This is a genomic window from Stutzerimonas azotifigens (assembly GCF_013522725.1).
Lineage (GTDB): Bacteria > Pseudomonadota > Gammaproteobacteria > Pseudomonadales > Pseudomonadaceae > Stutzerimonas > Stutzerimonas azotifigens_A.
Window position 1 is genome coordinate 42,816 of the sequence record NZ_JAAMRF010000007.1, and the last position, 23,637, is coordinate 66,452.

At 65.1% G+C, this 23,637-nt stretch carries 24 protein-coding genes and 1 tRNA gene; 7 read left to right on the forward strand and 18 right to left on the reverse strand.

Annotation, left to right across the window (positions count from 1 at the left end):
* Positions 1–60 precede the first annotated feature (60 nt).
* The 5 genes from pdeM to G7026_RS14135 all read right to left on the reverse strand — a co-directional run bounded on the left by pdeM (position 61) and on the right by G7026_RS14135 (position 6,868).
* Positions 61–735 carry a ligase-associated DNA damage response endonuclease PdeM gene (gene pdeM, locus G7026_RS14115; RefSeq protein WP_181071558.1) on the reverse strand — a complete coding sequence of 225 codons (675 nt, stop codon included), beginning with the start codon at positions 733–735 and terminating at the stop codon, positions 61–63.
* A gap of 39 nt (positions 736–774) precedes the next feature.
* Entirely contained in the window at positions 775–3,342 is a 2,568-nt protein-coding gene (locus G7026_RS14120) for a ligase-associated DNA damage response DEXH box helicase (protein WP_375138206.1), read from the reverse strand.
* Positions 3,343–3,406: 64 nt separating this feature from the next.
* The gene (locus tag G7026_RS14125) at positions 3,407–5,332 is read right to left on the reverse strand and encodes an ATP-dependent DNA ligase (RefSeq protein ID WP_375138207.1); all 1,926 of its coding nucleotides are present in this window, start codon (positions 5,330–5,332) and stop codon (positions 3,407–3,409) included.
* Complete coding sequence (locus tag G7026_RS14130) at positions 5,217–6,233, reverse strand: ligase-associated DNA damage response exonuclease (RefSeq protein ID WP_181071561.1); 1,017 nt, start codon at positions 6,231–6,233, stop codon at positions 5,217–5,219. Before G7026_RS14130 ends, G7026_RS14125 begins: the two co-directional genes overlap by 116 nt.
* 80 nt (positions 6,234–6,313) lie before the next feature.
* A complete protein-coding gene (locus tag G7026_RS14135) occupies positions 6,314–6,868 on the reverse strand; it encodes a hypothetical protein (protein ID WP_181071562.1) in 555 nt (184 codons plus the stop codon).
* A gap of 223 nt (positions 6,869–7,091) precedes the next feature.
* Here G7026_RS14135 and G7026_RS14140 point away from each other — a divergent pair, with 223 nt between their 5' ends.
* The 4 genes from G7026_RS14140 to G7026_RS14155 all read left to right on the forward strand — a co-directional run bounded on the left by G7026_RS14140 (position 7,092) and on the right by G7026_RS14155 (position 10,879).
* Complete coding sequence (locus G7026_RS14140) at positions 7,092–7,589, forward strand: LEA type 2 family protein (protein ID WP_181071563.1); 498 nt, start codon at positions 7,092–7,094, stop codon at positions 7,587–7,589.
* Positions 7,590–7,596: 7 nt separating this feature from the next.
* Positions 7,597–7,788: an SEC-C metal-binding domain-containing protein gene (locus tag G7026_RS14145; RefSeq protein WP_181071564.1), complete on the forward strand. Its 192-nt coding sequence runs from the start codon at positions 7,597–7,599 to the stop codon at positions 7,786–7,788.
* 4 nt (positions 7,789–7,792) lie between these two features.
* The gene (locus tag G7026_RS14150) at positions 7,793–8,257 is read left to right on the forward strand and encodes a DUF2489 domain-containing protein (protein WP_181071565.1); all 465 of its coding nucleotides are present in this window, start codon (positions 7,793–7,795) and stop codon (positions 8,255–8,257) included.
* Between the two features lie 84 nt (positions 8,258–8,341).
* On the forward strand, positions 8,342–10,879 hold the full coding sequence (locus tag G7026_RS14155) for a penicillin acylase family protein (protein WP_181071566.1): 2,538 nt from the start codon (positions 8,342–8,344) through the stop codon (positions 10,877–10,879).
* A 145-nt stretch (positions 10,880–11,024) separates the two neighbouring features.
* Here G7026_RS14155 and tsaA read toward each other — a convergent pair whose 3' ends face one another.
* The 12 genes from tsaA to G7026_RS14215 all read right to left on the reverse strand — a co-directional run bounded on the left by tsaA (position 11,025) and on the right by G7026_RS14215 (position 20,396).
* Entirely contained in the window at positions 11,025–11,726 is a 702-nt protein-coding gene (gene tsaA / locus G7026_RS14160; protein WP_181071567.1) for a tRNA (N6-threonylcarbamoyladenosine(37)-N6)-methyltransferase TrmO, read from the reverse strand.
* A 116-nt stretch (positions 11,727–11,842) separates the two neighbouring features.
* Positions 11,843–12,613, reverse strand: a complete 771-nt coding sequence (locus G7026_RS14165; protein ID WP_181071568.1) for an SDR family oxidoreductase — start codon at positions 12,611–12,613, stop codon at positions 11,843–11,845.
* A 244-nt stretch (positions 12,614–12,857) separates the two neighbouring features.
* A complete protein-coding gene (locus G7026_RS14170; RefSeq protein ID WP_181071569.1) occupies positions 12,858–13,163 on the reverse strand; it encodes an NIPSNAP family protein in 306 nt (101 codons plus the stop codon).
* 99 nt (positions 13,164–13,262) lie between these two features.
* Entirely contained in the window at positions 13,263–14,030 is a 768-nt protein-coding gene (locus G7026_RS14175; RefSeq protein ID WP_181071570.1) for a hypothetical protein, read from the reverse strand.
* 406 nt (positions 14,031–14,436) lie between these two features.
* Positions 14,437–15,762, reverse strand: a complete 1,326-nt coding sequence (rimO, locus tag G7026_RS14180) for a 30S ribosomal protein S12 methylthiotransferase RimO (RefSeq protein WP_181071571.1) — start codon at positions 15,760–15,762, stop codon at positions 14,437–14,439.
* Positions 15,763–15,880: 118 nt separating this feature from the next.
* The gene (tcyN, locus tag G7026_RS14185) at positions 15,881–16,630 is read right to left on the reverse strand and encodes an L-cystine ABC transporter ATP-binding protein TcyN (RefSeq protein ID WP_181071572.1); all 750 of its coding nucleotides are present in this window, start codon (positions 16,628–16,630) and stop codon (positions 15,881–15,883) included.
* The gene (gene tcyL / locus G7026_RS14190; RefSeq protein WP_181071573.1) at positions 16,627–17,295 is read right to left on the reverse strand and encodes a cystine ABC transporter permease; all 669 of its coding nucleotides are present in this window, start codon (positions 17,293–17,295) and stop codon (positions 16,627–16,629) included. Before tcyL ends, tcyN begins: the two co-directional genes overlap by 4 nt.
* Positions 17,295–18,095 carry a cystine ABC transporter substrate-binding protein gene (gene tcyJ / locus G7026_RS14195; RefSeq protein WP_181071574.1) on the reverse strand — a complete coding sequence of 267 codons (801 nt, stop codon included), beginning with the start codon at positions 18,093–18,095 and terminating at the stop codon, positions 17,295–17,297. Before tcyJ ends, tcyL begins: the two co-directional genes overlap by 1 nt.
* Before the next feature lie 353 nt (positions 18,096–18,448).
* The gene (locus tag G7026_RS14200; RefSeq protein WP_375138208.1) at positions 18,449–18,682 is read right to left on the reverse strand and encodes a DUF2790 domain-containing protein; all 234 of its coding nucleotides are present in this window, start codon (positions 18,680–18,682) and stop codon (positions 18,449–18,451) included.
* Positions 18,683–18,786: 104 nt separating this feature from the next.
* On the reverse strand, positions 18,787–19,746 hold the full coding sequence (locus G7026_RS14205) for a LysR family transcriptional regulator (RefSeq protein WP_181071575.1): 960 nt from the start codon (positions 19,744–19,746) through the stop codon (positions 18,787–18,789).
* Between the two features lie 178 nt (positions 19,747–19,924).
* Complete coding sequence (locus G7026_RS14210) at positions 19,925–20,140, reverse strand: hypothetical protein (protein ID WP_181071576.1); 216 nt, start codon at positions 20,138–20,140, stop codon at positions 19,925–19,927.
* Between the two features lie 179 nt (positions 20,141–20,319).
* Positions 20,320–20,396 (reverse strand) — tRNA-Met (locus G7026_RS14215).
* Positions 20,397–20,808: 412 nt separating this feature from the next.
* Between G7026_RS14215 and G7026_RS14220 the strand changes: the two genes are divergently transcribed.
* The 3 genes from G7026_RS14220 to G7026_RS14230 all read left to right on the forward strand — a co-directional run bounded on the left by G7026_RS14220 (position 20,809) and on the right by G7026_RS14230 (position 22,502).
* The gene (locus G7026_RS14220) at positions 20,809–21,108 is read left to right on the forward strand and encodes a hypothetical protein (protein WP_181071806.1); all 300 of its coding nucleotides are present in this window, start codon (positions 20,809–20,811) and stop codon (positions 21,106–21,108) included.
* A 21-nt stretch (positions 21,109–21,129) separates the two neighbouring features.
* Complete coding sequence (locus tag G7026_RS14225) at positions 21,130–21,423, forward strand: hypothetical protein (RefSeq protein ID WP_181071577.1); 294 nt, start codon at positions 21,130–21,132, stop codon at positions 21,421–21,423.
* A gap of 101 nt (positions 21,424–21,524) precedes the next feature.
* Positions 21,525–22,502 carry a tRNA dihydrouridine synthase gene (locus tag G7026_RS14230; protein ID WP_181071578.1) on the forward strand — a complete coding sequence of 326 codons (978 nt, stop codon included), beginning with the start codon at positions 21,525–21,527 and terminating at the stop codon, positions 22,500–22,502.
* A 97-nt stretch (positions 22,503–22,599) separates the two neighbouring features.
* Here the strand turns inward: G7026_RS14230 and G7026_RS14235 are convergent, their stop codons facing one another.
* On the reverse strand, positions 22,600–23,475 hold the full coding sequence (locus G7026_RS14235; RefSeq protein WP_181071579.1) for a LysR family transcriptional regulator: 876 nt from the start codon (positions 23,473–23,475) through the stop codon (positions 22,600–22,602).
* Positions 23,476–23,637 lie beyond the last annotated feature (162 nt).

Genomic DNA, 23,637 nt, shown 5'->3' on the forward strand with positions numbered 1-23,637 from the left:
CAGCTAAAGCCCGGACCGTAGACGTGTGCGGCTGATTCAGCGCGTAGAGCCCATGGGTTTTTACTTGGGGGGCTCGGCCGTGCCAACGGCCCACACGCCATTGTCACCCACCACGAACAGGCGCCGGCCCGGCTCGGCGCCAACGTCCATCGCTCCGGTGAACTCCCCGAACGCCGGCAGCAGGCTGACCTGCGGCTCGATGCTGAAGCAGGGCAGGCGCAGGCGTTGCCGGCCCTTGCCGTGCAGGCAGAAGGCCGGATGCAGGTGCCCGGCCAGCACCGCGTGGGTGGGGTGTGGACGCGGCTCGTGCTGCAGCGCGAAAGGTCCACGCAGCAGCGGTTCGTCGACGACCTCGACGGCAAGATCATCGGGCGGATCGCCGGCGCGTTGGTCATGGTTGCCGCGCACCAGTGTCAGCCGCAGCTCGGGATAGGTCTGTCGCCACTGGCGCAGCGCCGCAAGCGTCGCCTCGCCCCGGGATGCGGGCGCATGGAGAAAATCGCCGAGAAAGATGATCTCGCGACAGGGATAGCGGGCCAACAGCCTATCGAGCCGTTGCAGGTTGGCGGCGGTGGTGCCGTGGGGGACCGGTTGGCCCAGTCGACGATAGGCTGCGGCCTTGCCGAAGTGGATGTCGGCAATCAGCAGCGCGCGCTGCTCGGGCCAGTAGAGAGCCTTGTCGGCCAACAGCCAGAGTTCGGTGCCGGCGTGTTCGATGCGCAGGTGTTCGGTCATCGGCACAGTCTACCGTCGGGTCGGCCGATTGGGCGCGGCTCAGGCAACGGGCTTTTTCCGCCTGGGCGTGCCGTCCTTGCTCACCCGAGGCTTGCGCTTGGGTGCGGTGTCGCGCTCGACATTCAGCGGAGCCGAAGGCTCGGGCCGGTAGCCGCCAGGGCCTGCTGCCTTTTCCAGATCCGCGACCATGCGGCGGATGCGGTCGGCGAGTTTTTCGGAGCTCATGCTTTCGCGAAAGCGCTCGACCATCAGCGGAAACCCCAGCGGCGTGGTGCGCTTGATCGCATGCAGGTCAAGCCTCCGGGCCCTGAGGCGTGCCAGGGTCTGCTCCAGCCGACGGACATCCAGCTCCTGGCGCAGCACTTCCTGCTGGGCCTGGTCGAGCAGCAGGTTCTGCGGGTCGTACTGGCGAAACACGTCGAAGAACAGGCCGCTGGATGCCTGGAGCTGTCGGGCGCTCTTTTGCGCGCCCGGATAACCGGAAAACACCAATCCGGCGATTCGGGCGATTTCGCGAAAGCGCCGGCGGGCCAGCTCGCCTGCGTTGAGGCTGCCGAGCACGTCGTGCAAGAGGTTGTCGCTTGTCAGCAATTCGGGCGTGAGCCAGTGGGACCAGTCGACCTCGGTCGCGCTGAGTAGCTCCAGCCCGTAGTCGTTCACGGCAATGGAGAAGGTCAGCGGCGTGCGTTGTGCGATGCGCCAGGCGATCAGGCTGGCCAGTCCCAGGTGCACATGGCGGCCGGCGAAGGGATAGAGAAACAAGTGCCAGCCCTCGCGGGACTTGAGCGTTTCGGCCAGCAGCGTGTCTTCGGCCGGCAGCCCCGACCAGGCCAGTTGCACCTGCAGGAGCGGTTGCACCAGGCGCATCTCGGGGCTGTTGAACTCGCCCCTGGCGGCCGATGCGAGGCGCCTGACCACGGCGTCTGCCAGCTCGCTCGACAGTGGCATGCGTCCGCCGTTCCAGCGCGGCACCGCCGCCTTGCGCCCCGTGGCGCGCTTCACGAAGGCGGTCATGTTCTCGACCCGGACCAGCTCCAGCAGCCGCCCGGCGAACAGGAAGCAATCGCCGGGGCGCAGACGGGCGATGAAGCCTTCCTCGACGCTGCCCAACGAGCCGCCCGGGCCGCCCTTGGCCCAGTACTTCACGTGCAGGCTGGAGTCGCTGACGATGGTGCCGATGCTCATCCGATGGCGCAGCGCGACGCGGCGGCTCGGTACCTTCCAGACGCCGTTCTCGTCGGGTTCGACCCGCTGGTAGTCGGGGTAGGCGGTGAGCGAATGGCCGCCGTGGCGCACGAATGCCAGCGCCCAGTCCCATTCGGCGTCCGACAGCGTGCGATACGACCAGGCGGTGCGCACCTCAGCGCGCAACTCGTCGGGCCTGAAGCCGCCGCCAAGGGCCATGCTGACCAGGTGCTGGACGAGCACGTCGAGCGGCTTGTCCGGCGCTTCGCGACCTTCGATACGGCGTTCGGCCACCGCGTCCTGGGCCGCGGCGGCTTCCACCAGCTCCAGGCTGTTGGTCGGCACCAGGGTGATGCGCGATACGCGCCCCGGCGCATGGCCGGAGCGCCCGGCCCGTTGCAACAGCCGCGCGATGCCTTTGGGCGAGCCGATCTGCAAAACGCGCTCGACCGGCAGGAAGTCCACCCCCAGATCGAGGCTGGAGGTACACACCACGGCCTTCAATGCGCCCTGTTTCAGGCCCAGCTCCACCCAGTCGCGCACCTCTCGCGACAGCGAACCGTGGTGCAGGGCGACCAGCCCGGCCCAGTCCGGACGCTCGTCCAGCAGCGCCTGGTACCAGAGCTCCGATTGCGAACGGGTGTTGGTGAAGACCAGCGAGGTGGACGCGACATCGATCTCTGCGACCACCTGCCCGAGCATGCGCAGGCCGAGATGGCCGGCCCAGGGGAAACGCTCCACTGCCGGCGGCAGCAGCGTATCGATCTTCAGATCCTTGGCGACCCGGCCCTGCACCAGGCGGCCACGGCCGTCGGGCAGCAGCACGTCCAAGGCGTCGGGCTGATTTCCCAGGGTGGCCGACAGCCCCCACACCATCAGCTGCGGATGCCACAGGCGCAGCCGGGCCAGCGCCAGCTGCAGCTGCACGCCGCGCTTGTTGCCGAGCAGTTCGTGCCACTCGTCGACGATCACCATGCCTATCTGCCCGAAAGCCTGGCGAGCATTGGCGCGGGTGAGCAGGAGCGTCAGGCTTTCCGGTGTGGTGACCAGCGCGGTAGGGAGCCGGCGCCCTTGCCTGGCGCGCTCGCTACTGGAGGTGTCGCCGGTACGCAGGCCTACGCTCCAGTCCAGGCCAAGGTCGTCCAGCGGCGCCTGCAGCGCCCGAGCGGTGTCGGCCGCCAGGGCGCGCATCGGGGTGATCCAGAGGACGGTCAGGGGCGCTGGCTGCGAGCCTTTCGTCGCGGGCCGCGCGTTACCGGCGAACCGGGCCAATGCGCCAAGCCAGACCGCGTAGGTCTTGCCGGTGCCCGTGGTGGCATGCAGCAGCCCCGACTCGCCGGCCTCGACCGCCGACCAGACCTCGCGCTGGAAGGGGAAGGGCTGCCAGCCCTTGCTGGCGAACCAGTCCTCGCTCAGGGTCACCGACACGTCTCCCGAACCGGGGCCGGCCTTTTCCGCGAATGGTGTCGAAAACCCACGGCCCGATTCATGGCAACAACGCCTGCAGGGTCTCGAGGGTATCGGCTTCATCCACCGGTTTGTCGTGCCGCCACCGCAGCATGCGTGGGAAGCGCACCGCGATGCCGCTCTTGTGGCGGCTGCTGGCGGCGATGCCCTCGAAGCCGAGCTCGAAGACCAGTGTCGGCGTGACGCTGCGCACCGGGCCGAATTTTTCCACGGTGGTCTTGCGCACGATGGCGTCGACGCGGCGCATTTCCTCGTCGGTCAGGCCCGAGTAGGCCTTGGCGAAGGGCACCAGCTTGCGCTCCGGATCGCCCGGCGCGCCGTCCCAGACGGCGAAGGTGAAGTCGGTGTAGAGACTGGCGCGTCGGCCGTGGCCCCGTTGCGCATAGATCAGCACGGCATCGACGGAGTAGGGGTCGATCTTCCATTTCCACCAGACGCCGACGTCCTTGGTCCGCCCGACACCGTAGTGGGCCTCGCGCGCCTTGATCATCATGCCTTCGACGCCCAGCTCGCGGGAGGCCTCGCGCTGGCATGCCAGATCCTTCCAACTGTCGCCGTGCAGCAGCGGCGAGACCATCAGCACCGGGTTCGGGCAGTTGCGTACCACCGCTTCGAGCTGCTGGCGCCGCGCGTGCTGCGGCCGCTGACGCCAGTCCTCTCCCTGCCACTCGAGCAGGTCGTAGGCGAGCAGGGCCACCGGCGCCTGCTCCAGTACCTTGGCGTTGAGCGTCTTGCGGCCGATGCGTTGCTGCAGCAGGGCGAACGGCTGAATACCGAATTCACGCGGCAGCGCATCGACAGCCGCTTCGGAATCTGCCGGGCAAAGCGCCTCGGAAACTTTGGGCGCGCTTTGCCGTGCGAGATCGGCATCGTCGTCGAGGCTGGCCTGGCGCTCGGCTGGCTGCGGCGGATGTTTCCAGACGACGATTTCGCCGTCGATCACGCTGCCGTCCGGCAGGCAGCCAGCCAGCGCGCAGAGTTCCGGAAAGCGCTCGCTGACCAGCTCCTCGCCGCGTGACCAGACCCACAGCTGGCCGTCGCGCTTGACCAGCTGGGCACGGATGCCATCCCACTTCCATTCGATCTGCCAGCCCTCGGGCGGCCCCAGCAGCGCGTCGAACTGCTCCACGGGGGCCTGCAACGGGTGGGCGAGAAAGAACGGATAGGGCTGACCGCCACGCTGAGCGTGCTCGTCGTCCGACTCGGCGGCGATCAGTGCCCGGAAGCCCTCGGCGGTCGGGCGGTGGGACAGGTCGGTGTAGCCCACCAGGCGCTGGGCGACGCGCTTGGGATCGATGTCGGCCAGGGCGGCCAGCGCGCGGGTCACCAGCAGGCGCGAGACGCCGACCCGGAAGGCGCCTGTGATCAGTTTCAGGCAGGTCATCAGGCTGCGCTGATCGAGCTGTTGCCAGAGGACCGGCAGGCGGACGGCGAGTTCTTCGGGTGGCAGTCCGCGTAGCGGCAGGAGTTTGTCCTGCATCCAGCTGGCCAGACCCTCGTCGGAGCTGTGGGTCGAGCTGGGAAGCAGCAGGGAGACCGTCTCGGCCAGATCGCCGACCGCCTGGTAGCTCTCTTCGAACAGCCATTCGGGGATGCCGGCGACGCGTATCGCGGTTTCGCGCAGCACCCGGGTCGGCACCAGCTGGCGCGGCCGGCCGCCCGCCAGGAAGTACACCGCCCAGGCCGCGTCCTCGGCCGGCACCTGGGCGAAGTAGGCGCGCATCGCGGCAAGCTTGGCGTTGCTCGAGGTGGTGGCGTCCAGCCGCGTGTAGAGCTCGGCAAAGGCCTTCATCGCATCGCCTCCGCGCTGCTGCCGTGGGTGCGGTCGATCATGCGGCGCCTTCCTGTGGATCGGCGTCGTCCTCCTCACCGTATTCGGTCTCGAAGGCCTGGGCGTCGAGCCCCTGTTCGCGCAGGTAGCGCACCAGCACCGCGACCGAGCCATGGGTAACCATCACGCGTTCTGCGCCGGTCTGCTCGATCGCCCAGAGCAGGCCGGGCCAGTCGGCGTGATCGGACAGCACGAAGCCGCGATCCACCCCGCGCCGCCTGCGGGTGCCGCGCAGCATCATCCAGCCGCTGGCGAAGGCGTCGGAATAGTCGCCGAAGCGGCGCATCCAGGTGCTGCCGCCGGCCGAGGGCGGGGCGAGCACGATAGCGCGGCGCAGGCGCGGGTCGGTCTTTTTCAGGTCGCCGGCGTACAGCGTCGGTGGCAGGTAGACGCCGGCCTCGCGATAGACCCGGTTGAGGGGCTCCACTGCGCCATGCACCACCACATCGCCGATGCTTTCGTCGAGCCCGTGGAGAATCCGCTGCGCCTTGCCGAAGGCATAGCAGAACAGCACGCTGGTGCGGCCGGTCGCGGCATTGGCCCGCCACCAGTCGTTGATGTCGCTGAACACCTCGGCCTGGGCCGGCCAGCGGTAGATCGGCAGGCCAAAGGTGGATTCGGTGATGAAGGTATGGCAGCACACTGGCTCGAACGGCGTGCAGGTGCCGTCCGGCTCGACCTTGTAGTCGCCCGAGGCGACCCACACCTCGCCCTTGTATTCGAGCCGGACCTGCGCCGAGCCGAGCACGTGGCCGGCGGGGTGGAAGCTGAGTTTCACGCCGTGGTGATCGAGCGCTTCGCCGTAGGGCAGGGTCTGCAGCGGCATGTCCGCGCCGATGCGCGAACGCAGGATGCCTTCGCTGGGCGCAGCGGCCAGGTAGTGGGTCATGCCCCAGCGTGCGTGGTCCCCATGGGCATGGGTGATGACGGCGCGTTCCACCGGCCGCCAGGGGTCGATGTAGAAGTCGCCGGGCGGGCAATAGAGCCCTTCCGGGCGGGCGATGACGAGATCCATTTAGGCCTGCAGGCTTTGGGGGCTTGAGGCTTTGGAGCGCGGGCAGCCCTTCGGAGTTCGTCGGGCGGCCCTGGGGACGGTTACTGCAGCTTCAGGTGGGAGGTGTCCGGGACCGGGCCGGCGGCGGTGCGGGGCTTCTCGCCCATGTCGCTGCCGACCGGCGCCAAGCTGAACTGCGAAAGATCTACCGCTGGCGGCGGCGCGTCCGGCTTGCTGTCCTGCAGGTCGGCGCCGACGGGGGCGATGCCGAAATCCGGTGCCTGCACGTCGCTGAAGGCGGCCATGTATTCGTCACGAGGCGCCACCTTGAGCGTGCCGGTCGGCGTCGCGATCGCGGCGGTGGGTGAGGGGGAAGCGGCGGGTGCCGGTGCTGGCGGCGGCGCAAGAACGATCTCCTCGACTTCCACGTCCAGCGCACGGACTTCGACCTGCGCACCGGCCCGTTCGAGGGTGACGCGATACTTCTCCGCGCCCGCCGCGTCCAGGTCCTGCTTGATCACGATCCGCCGACCAGAGAAGAGCAGGGCGATACGCTGGGCATCGGCCTGGAATAGACGGGCCAGGTTGGCCTTTACCTGATCGAGTTGAGCACCCGGCACCAGCTGTCCGGAGAAGGCGATTTCATAACGGCTCATTAGGAGTGCTCCTGCGCTGGCCTGGTTGGCACGGATGGAAGAAGGCGGCGCGTAGCCTAGCGCAGCCGGCCCCGGCGAACTGTTAGCTGACCGTCAAGAACGGCAGTTGGCGATCGTGTCGGGGACATCATCAGAATGCAGTATGGATCAGGTTATTTTGCGGCAACACCCGTTGCGGGCTGCTGGCTGCTTGCTACACTGGGCCGTCCTCTGGAGTACCTGAATGCGTTTCCTGGCACAGACAATAAAAATATCCACAACGGTGCTGCTGCTGGGCGTAATGGTAGCCGTCTCCGGTTGCTCGACCTGGTTCTCCAGCGGTTTCAAGGATCCCCGGATTCAGCTCACCAAGGTCGACGTGATCAAGGCCCGGCTTCTCGAGCAGGAATTCATGCTCACCTTTCGTATCGAGAATCCCAACGATCATAGCCTGCCGATCCGCGGCCTGGTCTATGACGTCCATCTGAACGACATCCAGCTGGCTGCGGGCGAATCCAGCGGCTGGATGACCGTGCCGGCCCATGGCACCGAACTGTACGAGGTGCCGGTGCGCACCAACCTCTGGCGGCACATGAAGTACGTGGTGCGCCTGCTGGAGAAGCCCGACAGGCCGATCCAGTATCGCCTGCAGGGAGAGGTGAAGACCGGGCTGATGCGCGGACGGCGCGTGCACATCGCCACCAATGGCGAGATAATCCCGGGCGACTTTATTCCGGAGTAGGTCTTCGATGAACCAGCAACCCCATGTCCATGGTCCCGACTGCAACCATGATCACGATCATGACCATCACCACCACGTCCACGGCCCGCACTGCAACCACAGCCACGAGCCGACGCGCAATCCGCTGAAGGACGTCGGTCGCAACGATCCCTGCCCGTGCGGCAGCGAAAAGAAGTTCAAGAAGTGCCACGGCGCCTGATGCCATGACCCCGCTCGCCATCGTCTTATCCCTCGTCGCCGTGCTGCTGATAGCTGCGCTGGCGGGTTATGCCCTGCACCTGTGGCGACGGGTGTGGCGTGGCGAGCAGCAGCGCGCCGACGCCCAGGCGCAGCGCCAGATTTCGCTCGCCGAAGACCTGCGCATCCTGGCCGGCAGCCTGCTGGACGAGCAGGTGCCGTTGATCGAGGGCGCGATTCGCATCAAGGTGCTGCTCGACAACTATGACGCGAACCTGGGCCAGGACCCGCGCTGCCAGGTCTTCCAGCAGCTCTACGACGCCACCGAGCACGTCCCGACCCATGCCGCCTGGACGGCGCTGGACAAGCTCGAGCGCCGCCGCCACGAAGCCAATTTCAGCGCCCTCGAGCTGCAGCACAAGGCCGAAGCCCGCCGCTCGGCGCGCTGGCTGCTGGACGAGGCACTGCCCAGGGCGCGCAACGCAGCCTGAACACCCTTGTGTCGCGTCTCGCGCACGATGTTCTCACCTAACCTGTCGATAAACCTGCGCTCAGCAATTTCCAAGGAGCCGCCGATGGCGCTGCGTCTGTCTCGTTCCCTGGTTCGTCTGGCTACCGGTGCCTCGCTTGCACTGGTGGGTCTGGCGGGCTGCCAGTCCTATCTGGACTCCCGCTACAGTGCCAGCCTGCCGCCGCAACAGGGTGTGCAGCCGCTCAAGGGGCTGGCCGACAACGTCAGCATCCGCCGTAACGCGCGGGGTATGCCGCTGATCGAGTCGAGCAGCTTCCATGACTCGCTGTTCGCCCTTGGTTATGTGCACGCTACCGACCGCTTGAGCCAGATGGTCAGCCTGCGGTTGATGGCCGAGGGACGGTTGGCCGAAATGCTCGGCCCGGGTGTGCTGGAGACCGACCGCTTCATGCGGGCGGTGAACCTCAAGCAAAGCGCCGAGGTGCTTTATCGCGAGTCGTCGCCGCGAATGAAGGCTTTCTTCGAAGTGTATGCGCGCGGGGTCAACGCCTACCTGTTCCGCCATCGCGACAAGCTGCCGATGGATCTGGCCAGCTCCGGCTACCAACCGGCCTACTGGAAACCCGAGGATTCGGTGCTGGTGTTCTGCCTGCTGAATTTTGGCCTGGCGGTCAACCTGCAGGAGGAGATCGCCTCGCTGGTGCTGGCCCAGCAGGTCGGCGCCGACAAGCTTGCCTGGCTGATGCCCACTTATCCTGACGAGCCGCTGCCGTTCGATGAGGCGGACAAGCTCAAGGGGCTCAAGCTTGCCGGACAGATCCCAGGACTCGCTGCCGTCGAGCGCGCCGCCGGCCAGATCGCGGCGTTGAACATGCAGGGCGTCGCCGCCTCGAACAACTGGGCGATCGCCGGGCGCAACAGCCGCAGCGGCAGGCCGATCCTGGCCAACGACACTCACCTGCCACTGTCGATGCCCTCGTACTGGAATTTCGTGCAGCTGCGCTCTCCCAAATTCCAGGGCGCCGGCGTGTCGATAGCCGGGGTGCCGACCATCGTTGCCGGCTTCAACGGCAAGCTCGGCTGGGGCATGACCATGGTCATGGGCGACAACCAGGACCTGTTCCTCGAACAGGTCCGGCGGGTCGGTAACCAGCTCCAGTACCTCGCCGACGGCGAGTGGGTCGCGGCGCGGGAACGGCAGGAGACCTACATCATCAAGGGCGAGCGCCCGATCCGCGAAACCATCTACGAGACGCGCAATGGTCCGCTGCTCAATAGCGTGCTGGGCGAGCGCAAGCATCCCCTGCAGCCGCTGGCGTTGAGCAGCGGCTACGGGTTGGCGCTCAAGACCACGCAGTTCGAGGCCGACAAGTCGCTCGACGCCTTCTTCGATCTGTCCCGGGCGCAGTCGGTAGAGGCCGCCTTCGACGCTACTCGGGAAATCCGGGCGATGCCGCTGAACATCGTTTTCGCCGACGCGCAGAGCATTGGCTGGCAGGTCACCGGTCGCTTCCCCAATCGCCGCGATGGGCTCGGCCTGATCCCCTCGCCGGGCTGGGATGGCCGCTACGACTGGGACGGTTTCGCCGACCCGATGCTGCACCCCTACGATCAGGACCCTGCGCAGGGATGGCTCGGTACCGCCAACCAGCGCACCGTGCCGCGTGGCTACGGCATGCAGATGTCCAATTCCTGGTACTACCCCGAGCGTGCCGAACGTCTCGCCGAGTTGGCCTCCAGCGGCAAGCACGACACCCGCAGCACCATCGCCATGCAGTACGACCAGACCACACCGTTCGCGGCCAAGCTGAAGGCCATGTTCGAGGGGCCGGGGATGGCCCAGCCGCTGAAGCAGGCCATCGACGCGCTGCCGGAAGCCGACCGTGCGCGAGCACGCGAAGCCTTCTCCCGGCTGATGGCCTTCGATGGCAAGCTCGGCGCCGATTCGGCCGATGCCGCGCTGTACGGGGCCTTCCTGCAGGAGAGCGCACGGCAGATATTCCTCGACGAGCTTGGCCCGGAAACGAGCCCTGCCTGGCGAGCGCTGGTGCAAACGGCCAACAGCTCCTATTCGGCGCAGGCCGACCATCTGCTCGGGCGCGAGGACAGCCCGTTCTGGAACGATGTCCGCACCCCGGCCACTGAGGACAAGCCGGCGATCCTCGCCCGTAGCCTCGCCGCCTCCGTCACGCTGCTGGAGAGCCGTCTGGGCGGCGATCGCAGCGCGTGGAGGTGGGGCGCGTTGCATACCTATAGCTGGACCAGCGGCGCTACGCAGCTGGCACCGCACATGAGCGCTGGCCAGCGCACCGGCGTCCAGGCCCTGCGCGGCTATCTGGACCGCGGTCCGTATCAGGCCGGCGGTGATCACACCACGCTCAACGTGGCGGCCTACGAGTGGGGCGGCAGCTTCGATACCTGGCTGGTGCCGGCCATGCGGATCATCGTCGACTTCGGCCGCGACGAGCCCCTCATTGGCCTCAACAGCTCCGGCCAGTCCGGCAACCCCGCCAGCCCGCACTATGCCGATGGCATCGACGCCTGGCTCAAGGCCCAGTACATGAGCTTCCCGTTCAAACCAGAAAATCTCGAGCAGGTCTATGGCACCAAACGCCTGATGCTGGTCCCGGCGAAAGAGTGAACGCACGCCGCCTCTAAGGGGCGGCACTGTGCTGCGTAAGCGCGGCGTTGAGTTCCGAGCGCTCCGACAGCAGCGGTTCCTGTAATGCGGCTTAGTGAGCCTTAAGGTTGCAGGCAGCGGACCCTAGGCGGCTCTCGGCGTCGCCTTAGCGGTGTGCCGCCGGTACGACTTCGATGACCCGAATGCGCTCGGTCGAAGGGTAATGCCAGCGCACTTCGACATCCCACAGGCGGGTGCCGTAGCGGCGTTCTGGCGTCGGGGTCTGGTAGGCGGGGCGGGGGTCCTGGGCCAGGCATTGTTCGATCAGTTCGGCCAGTGGCTCGCCCAGTCGCTGCCCATGCTGGCGGGCCTGCTGCAACGCCTGCTCGGACCACTCCACGGCAATCGCGTCCGGTGCTTGGGCGGCCATCTCGTTGGTTGCCTCGACAATGGCGTCGGCGTAGGGAACGTAAGGCTTGATGTCGAGTATTGGCGTGCCGTCAAGCAGGTCGATCCCCGAGACCCGTAACCGCCCGGGCTCGATCGCGTCGAGTTTGACCACCGACTGGCCGATGCCATTGGGGCGATGCGTGGCGCGGGTAGCGAACACACCGACCATCTGGTTACCGCCCAGCCGAGGGGGGCGCACGCGAAGGCGGGGTTGGCTTTCCAGCGCCTGGTGAAAGAGAAACAGCAGCCAGACGTGGCTGACCTGCTCCAGCCCATCGAGCGCGTGCGCCTGGTCGAACGGCGGCACCAGTTCCAGGACGCCGCGGGCCGCGGGCGCCAGCCGAGGCTGTCTGGGGATGGCGAACTTCTCCTGAAAGCAGGAGCGCAGGTAACCGATCGGCGAAACGGTATGGTTCATGGCGGGGACGGTGGCGAGTGGGCGTCTATCTTAGCCGCTGACGCCCCTGGTTGGCGCGGTCGTCGATTCACGCCGCAGGTTGCCTCACTGGCAACGCTGGACGTGTCAGGTTAACGCTAGAGGTGGAAGCCGCCGTCGATGGGAATGATCGTACCGGTCATGTAGGCACCGGCGGTGCTCGCCAGGGTGATCGCCAGCGCGGCCATTTCCTCCTCCCGTCCCCAGCGCTTCATCGGGATATGGGCGCAGTCGGCAGCCATCGCTTCGGCATCGTTGGCGATGAAGGAAGTCATCTTGCTCGGGAAACGCCCCGGCGCGATGACGTTCACGTTGACGTGTTGCTCGACCAGCTCCCTGGCCAACATCCGCGACAGTTGATGCAGCGCGGCCTTGCTCGGTCCGTAGGCGTAGGCCTGCTCGCCGTGGGACGTGATGCCGGCCACCGAGCCAATGTTGATGATGCGGGCCGGGTCGTCCGGGCTGGCGGCTTTGCGCAGCAGCGGCAGTAGCTGTTGGATGCAGCCGAACACCGAGGTCACGTTCAGCTGCATGACCTTTTCCCAGCCCTTGGCCGGGTACTCTTCCAGCGGCGCACCCCAGGTGGTGCCGGCATTGTTGACCAGGATGTCCAGCCGGTCGATACGCGTGCCCAGGGTATCGGCGAAGGCCTTGATACCGTCCTCGCTGGCGAGATTGGCGGCCAGCGCATGGCATTCGCCCAAGTGGCCGAGTTCGCTCGCAGCTGCCTCGCAGGCTTGGGCGTCTCGGGCGCACAGGTAAACGGTAGCACCGGCTTCGAGAAAGCCCTTGGCAATCATGTGACCGATGCCTCGGCTACCGCCGGTTACCACCGCCGTGCGGCCGGCAAGGGAAAAATAGGGGGGCATGGACATTCCTCTGGTTGGCTGTCTGGTCCACAACCCTAGCGACCGTCGCGCGCTTTGCGAGCGACATTTGCCTCGCAAATGCGTCTGTATAGGCCAGGCCTACCCGAACGGGACGCTGCAGCCAGGAACCCGTTGTTCTACCGTGCGGCCGTCGGTATGGTCATCTTCGGCCGTTCGAACGACCGAGTCGCTCAACGCGTGCAGGGTGAGGGCCGGGCTATGAATCCTGGTCCGGCCCGGCCCATCAGCCGAAGACCGGGCGCATGAAGCTGCGCTCGTAGCTGAGGATGCAACGTGTCTGCCGGGCATAATCGAACGCCGCCAGACAGTCGGCGTCTTCCATCGAAGCCTCGCGGTACTGCTCATACAGCGTCAGGCTGGGGAAGGTGAACAGCGCCAGAGCGATGTTGTTGGCACCTTCGGAGGGCAGGAAATAGCCGTGGTGCTGGCCGCCGAATTTCTCCACCAGAGGAATCCAGAGCTTAGCGTAGTGCTCGAATTCCTCGAGTTTGTACGGATCGATGACGTAGCGCAGGTGACAGGTGACCATGGATCTTCCTTGCTGATGGGTGGACGGCTTTTATGCCGTCGGCGAGGCAGGAAGTCCAGCTATAGCGGCGCCGCATGGGCGCCGTCTTCGTGAGGAGGTTCAGCGGCTGTTCGTAGCCGGCTGCAGATGCTGCTGTTGAACGCGGCGACGGTTCATCCAGAGCGCCTGCAGGTAGTCGAAGAGATAGGCCTTTTCCGTTTCGGGTCGCAGGCCGAGCATCAGCACATAGCCCAGCGTGGCGCTGGCCACCAGCATCTCGCCACCGTCTTCCAGCACGCTGAACAGCAGGTCACCGGCTTCACCCAGTGGGATGATGATGTGCGCCATGTCGAAGCCGACGCCGAAGAATACCAGGGCGCCAATCAGCAGCAGCGTGTCATGGGAGATCTTCTTGAAGGCAGGGCGCCCTGCCAGATAGCCCCAGCACACCAGTGCCAGCAGGAGCACACCCATGGCAGCGGAGGCGGCGAGTTCGCCAACATCTTCGACACGCAGGCCGAACGGCGGGGCAATGTCGAGGTGGACGGCGAAGAGCGCGCCGACCCGTTCATGTAGCGCGAGCGCATCGTCGGCCAGGAAGTAGGCGAAGACCATGGCCCAGGCCAAATACGTCGGCGAACGGCGTAGCAGGGCAAGGTAGCCGAACAGCAAGACGATCCAGAACCATTTGAGGTACTGAAAGACCTCCGGGTAACCGCGATCTTTCTCCAGGGAGAACAGCGGATCGTTGGGGAACGGCGTGAGGCTGTTGATCAAGTGCAGCACGACGAACCCGAGGTCGGCGAATACGAGCATAACCACTAGTAGCAGCGCAGCATGGGCGGCACAGTCGAGGCGGCGGGCAAGGCGGTTTTTGTTGTTATTCATCAAGCGATCCTTCCAATTAGCAGCCCGCCGCTTGCGGCAATGCCATGGCAGCGAAAGCCCTGTTCGGTTGACGCACGCGACGACTCCCGTCCTACCTGCCCAATAGCAGGTGGCCGACGGCGCGACTCCGTTTCAGAAAAACGTTACAAGAGTATTACGGGATACTCAGTTACGAGTGGAGGGCGGGTTTTTTTGTTCCTTGGGCATGTTGCAGTGCTGTGACAATGAGCACAGCCTGGCAGGCTTGGCGTGAAGCAGCGTCATATCTGACTGTTTTTTATTGGGTTTAGCGATGGTTTTGAAGCGCTCAAAATGAGGGGATAAGGCAGGTTTTCACTTTCGAGGCGAGGCGCCGTTCGTCGGAAATAAAAAAGCCCCGCGCTGCGGGGCTTCACAAGGACTGCGATCAGAAGGTCTCGGCCCACAGATCGTATTCGTCGGCGTTGGTTACCCGAACCCATACCTTGTCGCCTGGCTTGAGATCCCGGTCGCTGTCGACATAGACGTTGCCGTCGATCTCCGGCGCATCGGCGTAGGAGCGGCCGATCGCGCCTTCTTCGTCGACCTCGTCGATCAGCACTTCGATTTCTTTGCCGATCTTGAGCGCGAGACGGGCGGCGCTGATCGCCTGCTGGTGTGCCATGAAGCGCTCCCAACGATCCTGTTTGACGTCATCGGGCACCGCTTCCAGGCCCAGGTCATTGGCCGGAGCGCCTTCGACCGGCGAGTACTGGAAGCAGCCGACGCGGTCGAGCTGCGCTTCGGTGAGCCAGTCGAGCAAGTATTGGAAGTCTTCCTCGGTTTCGCCGGGGAAGCCGACGATGAAGGTAGAGCGGATGGTCAGCTCGGGGCAGATCTCCCGCCAGGTCTTGATGCGCGCCAGGGTCTTGTCTTCGAAGGCCGGACGCTTCATCGCCTTGAGGACCTTGGGGCTGGCGTGCTGGAACGGAATATCCAGGTAAGGCAGCAGCTTGCCGGCGGCCATGAGCGGGATCACATCGTCGACGTTCGGATAGGGGTAGACATAATGCAGACGGACCCAGACGCCCATGCTGGACAAGGCTTCGCAGAGTTCCTTCATGCGGGTCTTGACCGGCTGGCCGTTCCAGAAATCGGTCTTGTACTTCATGTCGACGCCGTACGCGCTGGTGTCCTGGGAGATCACCAACAGCTCCTTGACGCCGGCCTTGACCAGGCGCTCGGCTTCGCTGAGCACATCGCCCACCGGGCGGCTGACGAGCTTGCCGCGCATCGACGGAATGATGCAGAAACTGCAGCTGTGGTTGCAGCCTTCGGAAATCTTCAGATAGGCGTAATGGCGGGGGGTGAGCTTGATGCCCTGCGGCGGCACCAAGTCGATCAGCGGATTGTGCTCCAGGCTCGGCGGCACCACCTCATGCACGGCATTGACCACCTGCTCGTACTGCTGCGGGCCGGTGACGGCCAGCACGCTGGGGTGCACGTCGCGGATGTTGCCCTCGTCGACGCCCATGCAGCCGGTGACGATCACCCGGCCGTTCTCGGCCAGCGCCTCGCCGATGGCATCGAGGGATTCGGCCTTGGCGCTGTCGATGAAGCCGCAGGTGTTGACCACCACGACGTCGGCGTCCTGGTAAGTCGGAACGATCTCGTAACCTTCCATGCGCAGCTGGGTGAGGATGCGTTCGGAGTCGACGGTGGCTTTCGGGCAACCGAGGGAGACGAACCCGACTTTGGGCGTGGCGGTGGACATGCGGTTAACCTCGAAGGGCGCCTCTAGGCGCCTCTGATCAAAAAGTGCGCAATTCTAGCGGCGCTTTGCGGCGCTGCAAAGTGCCGGCTGTGCCTTTCGCCACAGAGCCGGTGCCACTTCAGGATCCGCCGAGAAATTTGCGCAGAAATTGCCGGGTTCGCTCGTGCTGCGGCGCACCGAATAGCGCTCGCGCCTCGCCTTGTTCGACGATCACGCCGCCGTCGATGAAGATCGCCCGGTTGGCCACGTCGCGGGCGAAGCTCATCTCGTGAGTCACGATCACCAGGGTACGGTTTTCTTCCGCCAGGCCGCGAATGGTCGCGAGCACTTCGCCGACGAGCTCCGGGTCCAGCGCCGAGGTGGGTTCGTCGAACAGAATCACCTCCGGTTGCATGGCCAGCGCCCGCGCGATCGCCACGCGCTGCTGCTGACCGCCGGAGAGACGCCTGGGATAGGCGTTTTCCTTGCCCGCCAGGCCGACCTTGGCGAGCAGTTGCCGACCACGTTCGATGGCCGTGGCGCGTGCTTCTTTCTTGACCACCACGGGCCCTTCGATGACGTTCTCCAAGGCGGTGCGGTGGGGGAACAGGTTGAAGTTCTGGAAGACGAAACCCACCTGCTGGCGCAGCTGGCGGACCTGGCGCTGTTGCTGCTTGAGCGGGCGGGACGCGTCGATGCGGATGTCGCCGAACTGGATGCTGCCGCCATCGGGCTGCTCGAGCAGGTTCAGGCAGCGCAGCAGCGTGGTCTTGCCCGACCCGCTGGGGCCTATGATGGCCAGCACTTCCCCCGGAGCGATATCCAGATCGATGCCCTTGAGCACGGCCTGCCCGTTGAAGGATTTGCTCAGGTTGCGAACGCAGATCATGGACCGTCCTGTTCGTGGCGATTGACCCGGTTTTCGAGCCGGCCCTGCAGGTGCGCCAGCACGGTTGCCAGCGCCCAGTAAATCAGGGCAGCGGCCAGGTACATGGTGAAAATCTCGAAGGTGCGCGCGGTGATCAGTTGTGCCTGGCGGAACAACTCAGGCACCTGGATGGTAGCGGCCAGGGCGGTGTCCTTGACCAGCGAGATGAAGCTGTTGCCCAGTGGCGGCAGGGCGGTGCGCGCCGCTTGGGGAAGGATCGTGCGGTAGAGCGTCTGGCGTCTGTTCATGCCGATGCTCGCCGCCGCTTCCCACTGGCCTCGATCGATCGAGGCGATCGCGCCGCGAAGGGTCTCGGAAGTGTAAGCGCCCATGTTCAGCGAGAAGCCGATCAGCGCAGCGGTCAGCGGCTCGAGCTGGATGCCGAGCTGGGGCAGTCCGTAATAGATCATGAACAGCTGCACCAGCAGCGGCGTACCGCGGAAGAAGGATACGTACAGGCGCGACAACCAGCACAAGGGCGCTGCGCCGTAAAGCCTGAGCAGCGCTAGGGCGAAGCCGAGCAGCAGGCCGAAGAACATCCCGCCCAGGCTCAGGACGATGGTGTAGAGCGCGCCCTTGAGCAGAAATGGCGCTGAGCTCAGCAACAGCTGCAGGCTTTGCTCCATTACTGGGTGACGTCAGCCTGGAACCACTTCTGCGACAGCGCCTGGAGCGTGCCGTCCGCGCGCAGCGTGTCGATGGCGTCGTCGATAGCTTCGACCAGTGCGGGGTTGCCCTTGCGCATGGCGACGCCGGCTTCCTGGCGCGAGAAAGGCTCACCGGCCATGGCCATCGCCTCGCCCGTCTTGGCTATCAGCTCGAAGGCTGCGAGCCGGTCGATCAGCATCGCGTCGATGCGGCCGAAGCGCAGATCCTGATATTTGGTGGGGTCGTCGTCATAGGTTCGGACCTCGGCGTCCGGCACGTTTTCGCGCAGCCATTGCTCGTAGTTGGTCCCCAGACCCACACCCACACGCTTGCCCGCCAGATCGGCGGCGCTGTTGATTTGAGACTCCTTGCCCTTTTGGGTCAGGGCCTGGATGCCTGAAATGGTGTAAGGCTCCGAAAAGTCGTACTTCTGTTTGCGCTCTTCGGAAATGGTGACCTGATTGATCACCACATCGAGGCGCTTCGATTCCAGCGCGGCGAGGATGCCGTCCCACTTGGTGGGCTGGAACTTCGCCTCGACGCCGAGCTGCTTGGCCAGCGCCTGGGCGAACTCGACCTCGAAGCCGGTCAGCTTGCCGCTCTCGTCCTGGAAATTGAACGGTGGATAGGTCCCTTCGAGGCCGACCTGGATGGTGCCGCGCTGCTTGATCTGGTCCAGCAGGTCGTCGGCGGCAAGGCTCTGACCTACGAGGCCGACGCTGGCCAGCAGGCCTAGGGCGGCGGAAAGAAAGCGGCGACGCAAATAATGGAGGTTCATCATCGTCTCACTCACAGTTAGTGGGGTGGCAGGGTGTGCTGCCCCCAGGTTTTGACTGCGAAGCCGCCAAGGCGTTTCTCCGGCTCAAGGTGGGGTGCGCTGATAGGCGAACAATGCAGGCGAGCTATTGGTGTGCAGGAGTGCCCACGAAGCTTTTGGGTTGGCTGAAGCCATCTGAGAGATGAGGCTGGAGGCGCTTTGCAGCGCCTTTCGCGCCAAGGAAGGCTCCCAGATGGGGCGTTTCGCCAGCGCCGGATGTGGAGTGGCTCTGGCTGCCGAGGCGGCGGCGAGGCCAGCTTGATCGATGACGGTGCGGCCGGGCAGGGGGCCTCAGCCGCCAAGCCTTGCGATGGTCAGTCGTTGCACTGCGAGCCCGTACGCAGGTACTTCAACGTGTGGCGCACGCCTTGCGAGTCCAGGTAAACCATGGTCGACGAGCCGACCTCGCACCCCTCAGGGTTTTGGATTGAAACGACCTTGGCAACGTCCAGGTGGTCGCCGTAGTGGTAGGTGTGGGCGTCTTCGGCCAGTGAAGGCAGCGACACGGCCGCCATGGCGAAGCCTAGAAACAGGCCTTTGATCTTCATCTTGCACCTCGCGGTAGTTACGTGGTGCCTGCAGCTTAAGAACTTGGGCGTATTGGAAAAATCCGCTTTCGCAAAAGGCAGCGTTCCGTCCGGGGTAACAATCGTTAACGAGGGGCCGCGTCGCTACCCTGGGCCCAGTACATCGGGTCGTCGAGTATGGCGGTGGTCTGCTCGAGGGCCTCTGGAATTTCGGCCTGCAGGAACTGCACCCAGGTTCTGACCTTGGCATCGAGGTAGCGGCGAGACGGATAGAGCGCATAGATGCCCTTGCGGTGCGGGCGCTGTTCCGGCAGCAGGCGTACCAGCGAACCGCGAGCCAGCGAGCGGGCGGCGACGTAGTCCGGTAGCAGGCAGATCCCCATCCCGGCCTCGGCGGCCAGTGCGATCGCTTCGGCCACGTTGACCTGGAAGGTAGTCTGAGGACGAATAGCGCGAGGCTCGCCATCGACGGTGAAGATCCAGTCTTCGGGAAATGCCGGATCGACCAGGCGCAGACAGCGGTGCTCGGTTAGCTGCTCCGGGCTGGCCGGCACGCCGTGGACGGATATATAGCTGGGCGCTGCGCAGACGACGCTGTGCATGTCGGCGATGTGCTGGCCGACCAGTTCAGAATCCGGCAGGCCGGTGGAGAGAGTGATCACCACGTCGTGGCCTTCGGCAAGCAGATCCGGGAGTCGTTGCGAAAGTGTCAGGTCGAGCTGGACGTCCGGATAACGTTCGCGATAACGCGCAGCGAGCGGTGCCAGCAATTGAGAGCCCACGCCGATGATCGAATGCACGCGCAACCGCCCCCTGGGGGTCAGGTGCGCGCCACTGGCCTCGGCCCCCGCATTCTCCACCTCCAGGAGGATTTGCTTGCAATGTTCAAGGTAACCGGCTCCTGCCGCGGTCAGGCTGACCCGCCGGGTGGTGCGCTGCAGCAGGCGCGCTTGCAGGTGCGTCTCGAGGTCCGAGACCAGTCGCGACACCTGCGCCGTCGACAGGTTGGTCGCCTGCGCGGCTGCGGTGAAGCTGCCGCTGTCCGCGACACGGACGAAAATACGCATCGCCTGGAAAAGATCCATTCGTCTTTCGCCTTCGGGAAGAGGCCTTCCACTATACCCGGCGGCCCGCACAGGGCGAGCAAGGCCAGCGATGGCCTCGACGAAGCCGCAATTGGCGTGGCAAAAAAAGGCCGCTCGTTGAGCGGCCAGGACTGTCGACGGGAAAAGGAGCAATCAAGAGTCGACGAAAAGCGTTCGCTCAGGTGCGCTGCCGCGAAGTGATGCTGTCGGCCTCGCCTTCAGGGCTTTCGGCTGTGCGGACAGTCGTCTGCTGCTGTGCGCGGACTTCCCGGGCGTTCTGCTGCAACGCGGCGGTGTGCGCGGCGAAAGCGGGTGACTCTTCGGCGAACGCGGTTGCGCTGGTCAGAGCGGACAGGGCGGCAAGCGCGGTGGAGGTGATTAGATGGCGTGACATGGGGGAGTACCTCGGCGGTTCATGGAACAGGAGGTAGTCTATTTTTTCGTCAGAAGTGGAAAAATCCGTCTTGCCGAGAAGCACTGTTACGTCAGATGAAACAGTTAAGCCTGGGCGTAAAAGGAGAACGGCAGAAAGCAAAAAGCCCCGAATGCTGTTGCATTCGAGGCTTTCTGATTTGGTTGCGGGAGCCGGATTTGAACCGACGACCTTCGGGTTATGAGCCCGACGAGCTACCAGACTGCTCCATCCCGCGTCTGTGGGTCGGCATTCTACAGCCGATCTGCAGGCTGTCAACCTCGAAGATGGAAAAAAACGTTTTTTCTTCAGGCATTTAGCGATACGGCTGCATGAGATGCACGCGATTGCCGGCGCGACGTGCGCTGCAGGGGCCTCGGTTGGGTCTCGCCGGGATAGTGCCTGCGCGCGATCCTGAGCATGCCCCACAGCATCGCCGCTGCCACCAGCAGCCAGCCTCCGACCATTGCGCAAATCAGCAGTGCAGGCGTCATCATTCCCTCGTTTCATGCTGCGGCCATGTCACCCGGCCAGTACGGGTATAGACCTCGATGTATCCAATGGGTTTCGATGCCATCGGTCACATCGTTTCGACGTCGCCGCACCTTGGCGTCTCGGCGATGCCAAAACTCCATAAAGGAGGCTCGATCATGCGAATCGAAACAAACGTCACTTCAAGGTGGACGGCGGTGCTGGTGTTGCTGGGTTTTCTGAGCGGCGCTCCGATGGCGCAGGCGCAGAATACGGGTGCAGCGGATCGCGGAGCGGCTGGCAGCGGCTCGATGGGTATCGGAGAGGGCATCGACCCGCAACCCCAGCGTGATCCAAGCGGGCAGGGGAACGGAGACGACAGCGATCGCAGCGCCGACGCCCCCGGGCATGGCGGTGGCAACGAGACCGATATGCAGCACCACCATCAGTATCAGGCGCAGCCAGAGAAGCGCGACTGACCGCAAGTAAAGGAGGCCCTAATGAATCTCTATTCAGTTCTGGCGCTAGGTGCGCTGTTGTCTTTCAGCGCCCTTGCGCCCGCTAACCAGACCGGCACCGAAGGAGGCGAAAAGCCTGCCTTGCGCGACGGCAGCGGTCTGGGCAGGCAACAGGATCTCGAAACGCCGAATCGCCCCGGTATCGATTCGGGCAGCGATACGACCCAGGGTGCGGGTACAACCGACACCTTGCGCGGGACGGAGGGCGAGGCGGGCCGGGCGGCCAGCAAGCCTGAAGCCATCGCACCGACCGGCTCGGACACCATCGAGGAGTAATCGCAACGCGGCCGCCCCGTGGTCGGGAGCGCTGCGCCAGGCGTTTCTAAAGGCTCGGCTCGCTCGTACAATGCGCGCCCGATGTTCGAGCGGTAGCTGACATGCAGATTGCCCTGGCGCCCATGGAGGGCCTGGTCGACGACATTCTTCGCGATGTGCTGACGCGGGTCGGCGGCATCGACTGGTGCGTCACTGAATTCATTCGCGTCAGCGACCGCCTGTTGCCTGCGGCCACCTATGCCAAGCTCGCGCCAGAGCTGGCGAGGGGTGCCTGCACCCGTTCGGGCACACCCCTGCGGGTCCAGTTTCTCGGCTCCGATCCGGCCTGCATCGCCGACAACGCCGCCTACGCGTGCGAGCTGGGCGCGCCGGTCATCGATCTGAATTTTGGTTGCCCGGCCAAGACGGTGAACAAGTCCCGTGGTGGAGCGGTACTGCTCAAGGAGCCCGAGCTGCTGCATGCGATTGCGCGCGAAGTACGTCGCGCGGTCCCCGAACACATTCCGGTAACGGCAAAGATGCGATTGGGCTTCGAAAGCCCGGACGGTGCGCTCGACTGTGCCCGGGCCTTGGCCGACGGCGGCGCCGAGCAGCTGGTGGTGCATGCGCGCACCAAGGTCGAGGGCTATCGACCGCCGGCCCACTGGGAATGGGTCGCGCGGGTACAGGAGGTAGTGGCGGTGCCGGTCTATGCCAACGGCGAGATATGGACCCTCGACGACTGGCGACGCTGCCGGGAGGTGAGCGGGGCAGAGCACATCATGCTGGGGCGCGGCCTGGTGTCCTGCCCGGACCTTGCCCGGCAAATCGCGGCGGCCCACGCCGGGCGCTCGGTCGAGCCGATGGCCTGGAGCGCTCTGGAGCCGCTGCTGGCCGACTTCTGGCGCCAGGCACGGCGCAAGATGTCGCCGCGCTACGCTCCGGGCCGCCTGAAGCAGTGGCTGGGTATGCTCAGCCGAACCTATCCCCAGGCCATGACACTGTTCCAGGAGTTGCGCCGCGAAGCCGACTGCGAGCGCATCGACGCGCGACTCGGTGTTTTTCATGGCGAGACCGAACAGAAGGCGGACGTCAGCTAGGCGTTGCGAGCGGGCGGTCTAAAAGCGGCTTTCTCGGGCGCCGCTGGCGGCCTGGCGCAGGTGACTAGTGCCGATCAGCTGAATTCCAGCTACTGGATCACAAGCCCTCGAGACGGCGTACCAGCCCGCGGCAGCGATGCAGTAGCGCCGAGTCGTCGCCCACTCGATAGCTCAACACGATAGGTGAAGTGGCCTGGCTGTCGAGTAGAGCGCTGTAGCCGATATCGTCACGGTGAAGCCGCTGCACCGACGCGGGCACCAGAGTGACGCCAACGCCCGCCGCCACCAGACCGATGGCGGTCTGCATTTCGTTGGCCATCTGCACCACATGGATCTTCAGCCCCTGCGCCGAGAACAGGCCGAGCACATGGTCGGCATAGCTCGGCCGTGGCTTGCCGGGATAGAGCACGAAGGGTTCGGCCGCCAGTTCGGCCAGGCTGACCGGTCGGCCGAGCAGCCTGTGTCCATGGGGTAGGGCGGCTACCAGCGGGTCTTCGCGGATTACCTCCTGCACCACTGCCGGGTCATCGATACGGATTCGGCCGAACCCAATGTCGATCCGCCCGCTCTTGAGCGCTTCCACTTGCTGCAGCGTGATCAGCTCGGACAGACCGAGTTCGACGTCACCGGCAGCGCGCAACTGGCGGATCAGCTCGGGCAACGCCCCGTAGAGGGTCGACGGAGCGAAGCCGATACCCAACCAGCGCCGCTGGCCCTCGGCGACCCGGCGGGTGTCGTCGCAGATACGCCCGAGTTGCTCGAGCAACTGCGCCGAGTGTTCATGGAAGAAACGACCCGCTTCGGTCAGTCGCAAGGGCCTGCCGCGCTCGACCAGAACCACACCGAGTTCCTCTTCCAGCTGCTGAATCTGCCGGCTGAGCGGTGGTTGGGCGATGTGTAGCAACTCTGCCGCGCGGGTGAAATTGAGCGTCTGGGCGAGTACACGGAAATAGCGCAGGTGGCGAAGCTCCACGATACCTCCAAGGTATTAAGTGAGACCGAATCAATATTGGACCGTCCGTTTGCCGCGAGTCAATCTCGGCCCCATAACAGAACAACACCTGAGGAATATCACGATGCGCTCACGCGTCTTTTCCAGCCAGGCCCCAGCCCAATCGCGGGCGTCGCGCCGACT

Coding starts and splice junctions, on each gene's coding strand:
- G7026_RS14150 (WP_181071565.1), top strand. CDS start 7,793: ATGACCCCGCTCGCCATCGTCTTATCCCTCGTCGCCGTGCTGCTGATA.
- G7026_RS14225 (WP_181071577.1), top strand. CDS start 21,130: ATGAATCTCTATTCAGTTCTGGCGCTAGGTGCGCTGTTGTCTTTCAGC.
- G7026_RS14210 (WP_181071576.1), bottom strand. CDS start 20,140: ATGTCACGCCATCTAATCACCTCCACCGCGCTTGCCGCCCTGTCCGCT.
- G7026_RS14200 (WP_375138208.1), bottom strand. CDS start 18,682: ATGAAGATCAAAGGCCTGTTTCTAGGCTTCGCCATGGCGGCCGTGTCG.
- G7026_RS14165 (WP_181071568.1), bottom strand. CDS start 12,613: ATGCCCCCCTATTTTTCCCTTGCCGGCCGCACGGCGGTGGTAACCGGC.
- G7026_RS14155 (WP_181071566.1), top strand. CDS start 8,342: ATGGCGCTGCGTCTGTCTCGTTCCCTGGTTCGTCTGGCTACCGGTGCC.
- G7026_RS14140 (WP_181071563.1), top strand. CDS start 7,092: ATGCGTTTCCTGGCACAGACAATAAAAATATCCACAACGGTGCTGCTG.
- G7026_RS14135 (WP_181071562.1), bottom strand. CDS start 6,868: ATGAGCCGTTATGAAATCGCCTTCTCCGGACAGCTGGTGCCGGGTGCT.
- G7026_RS14220 (WP_181071806.1), top strand. CDS start 20,809: ATGCGAATCGAAACAAACGTCACTTCAAGGTGGACGGCGGTGCTGGTG.
- G7026_RS14125 (WP_375138207.1), bottom strand. CDS start 5,332: ATGGCTCGGTCGCGGTGCTGGTGCGCTACCTGCGCGAACAGGGGCTCG.
- rimO (WP_181071571.1), bottom strand. CDS start 15,762: ATGTCCACCGCCACGCCCAAAGTCGGGTTCGTCTCCCTCGGTTGCCCG.
- tcyN (WP_181071572.1), bottom strand. CDS start 16,630: ATGATCTGCGTTCGCAACCTGAGCAAATCCTTCAACGGGCAGGCCGTG.
- G7026_RS14205 (WP_181071575.1), bottom strand. CDS start 19,746: ATGGATCTTTTCCAGGCGATGCGTATTTTCGTCCGTGTCGCGGACAGC.
- G7026_RS14145 (WP_181071564.1), top strand. CDS start 7,597: ATGAACCAGCAACCCCATGTCCATGGTCCCGACTGCAACCATGATCAC.
- G7026_RS14230 (WP_181071578.1), top strand. CDS start 21,525: ATGCAGATTGCCCTGGCGCCCATGGAGGGCCTGGTCGACGACATTCTT.
- G7026_RS14175 (WP_181071570.1), bottom strand. CDS start 14,030: ATGAATAACAACAAAAACCGCCTTGCCCGCCGCCTCGACTGTGCCGCC.
- pdeM (WP_181071558.1), bottom strand. CDS start 735: ATGACCGAACACCTGCGCATCGAACACGCCGGCACCGAACTCTGGCTG.
- tcyJ (WP_181071574.1), bottom strand. CDS start 18,095: ATGAACCTCCATTATTTGCGTCGCCGCTTTCTTTCCGCCGCCCTAGGC.
- G7026_RS14130 (WP_181071561.1), bottom strand. CDS start 6,233: ATGGATCTCGTCATCGCCCGCCCGGAAGGGCTCTATTGCCCGCCCGGC.
- G7026_RS14170 (WP_181071569.1), bottom strand. CDS start 13,163: ATGGTCACCTGTCACCTGCGCTACGTCATCGATCCGTACAAACTCGAG.
- tsaA (WP_181071567.1), bottom strand. CDS start 11,726: ATGAACCATACCGTTTCGCCGATCGGTTACCTGCGCTCCTGCTTTCAG.
- tcyL (WP_181071573.1), bottom strand. CDS start 17,295: ATGGAGCAAAGCCTGCAGCTGTTGCTGAGCTCAGCGCCATTTCTGCTC.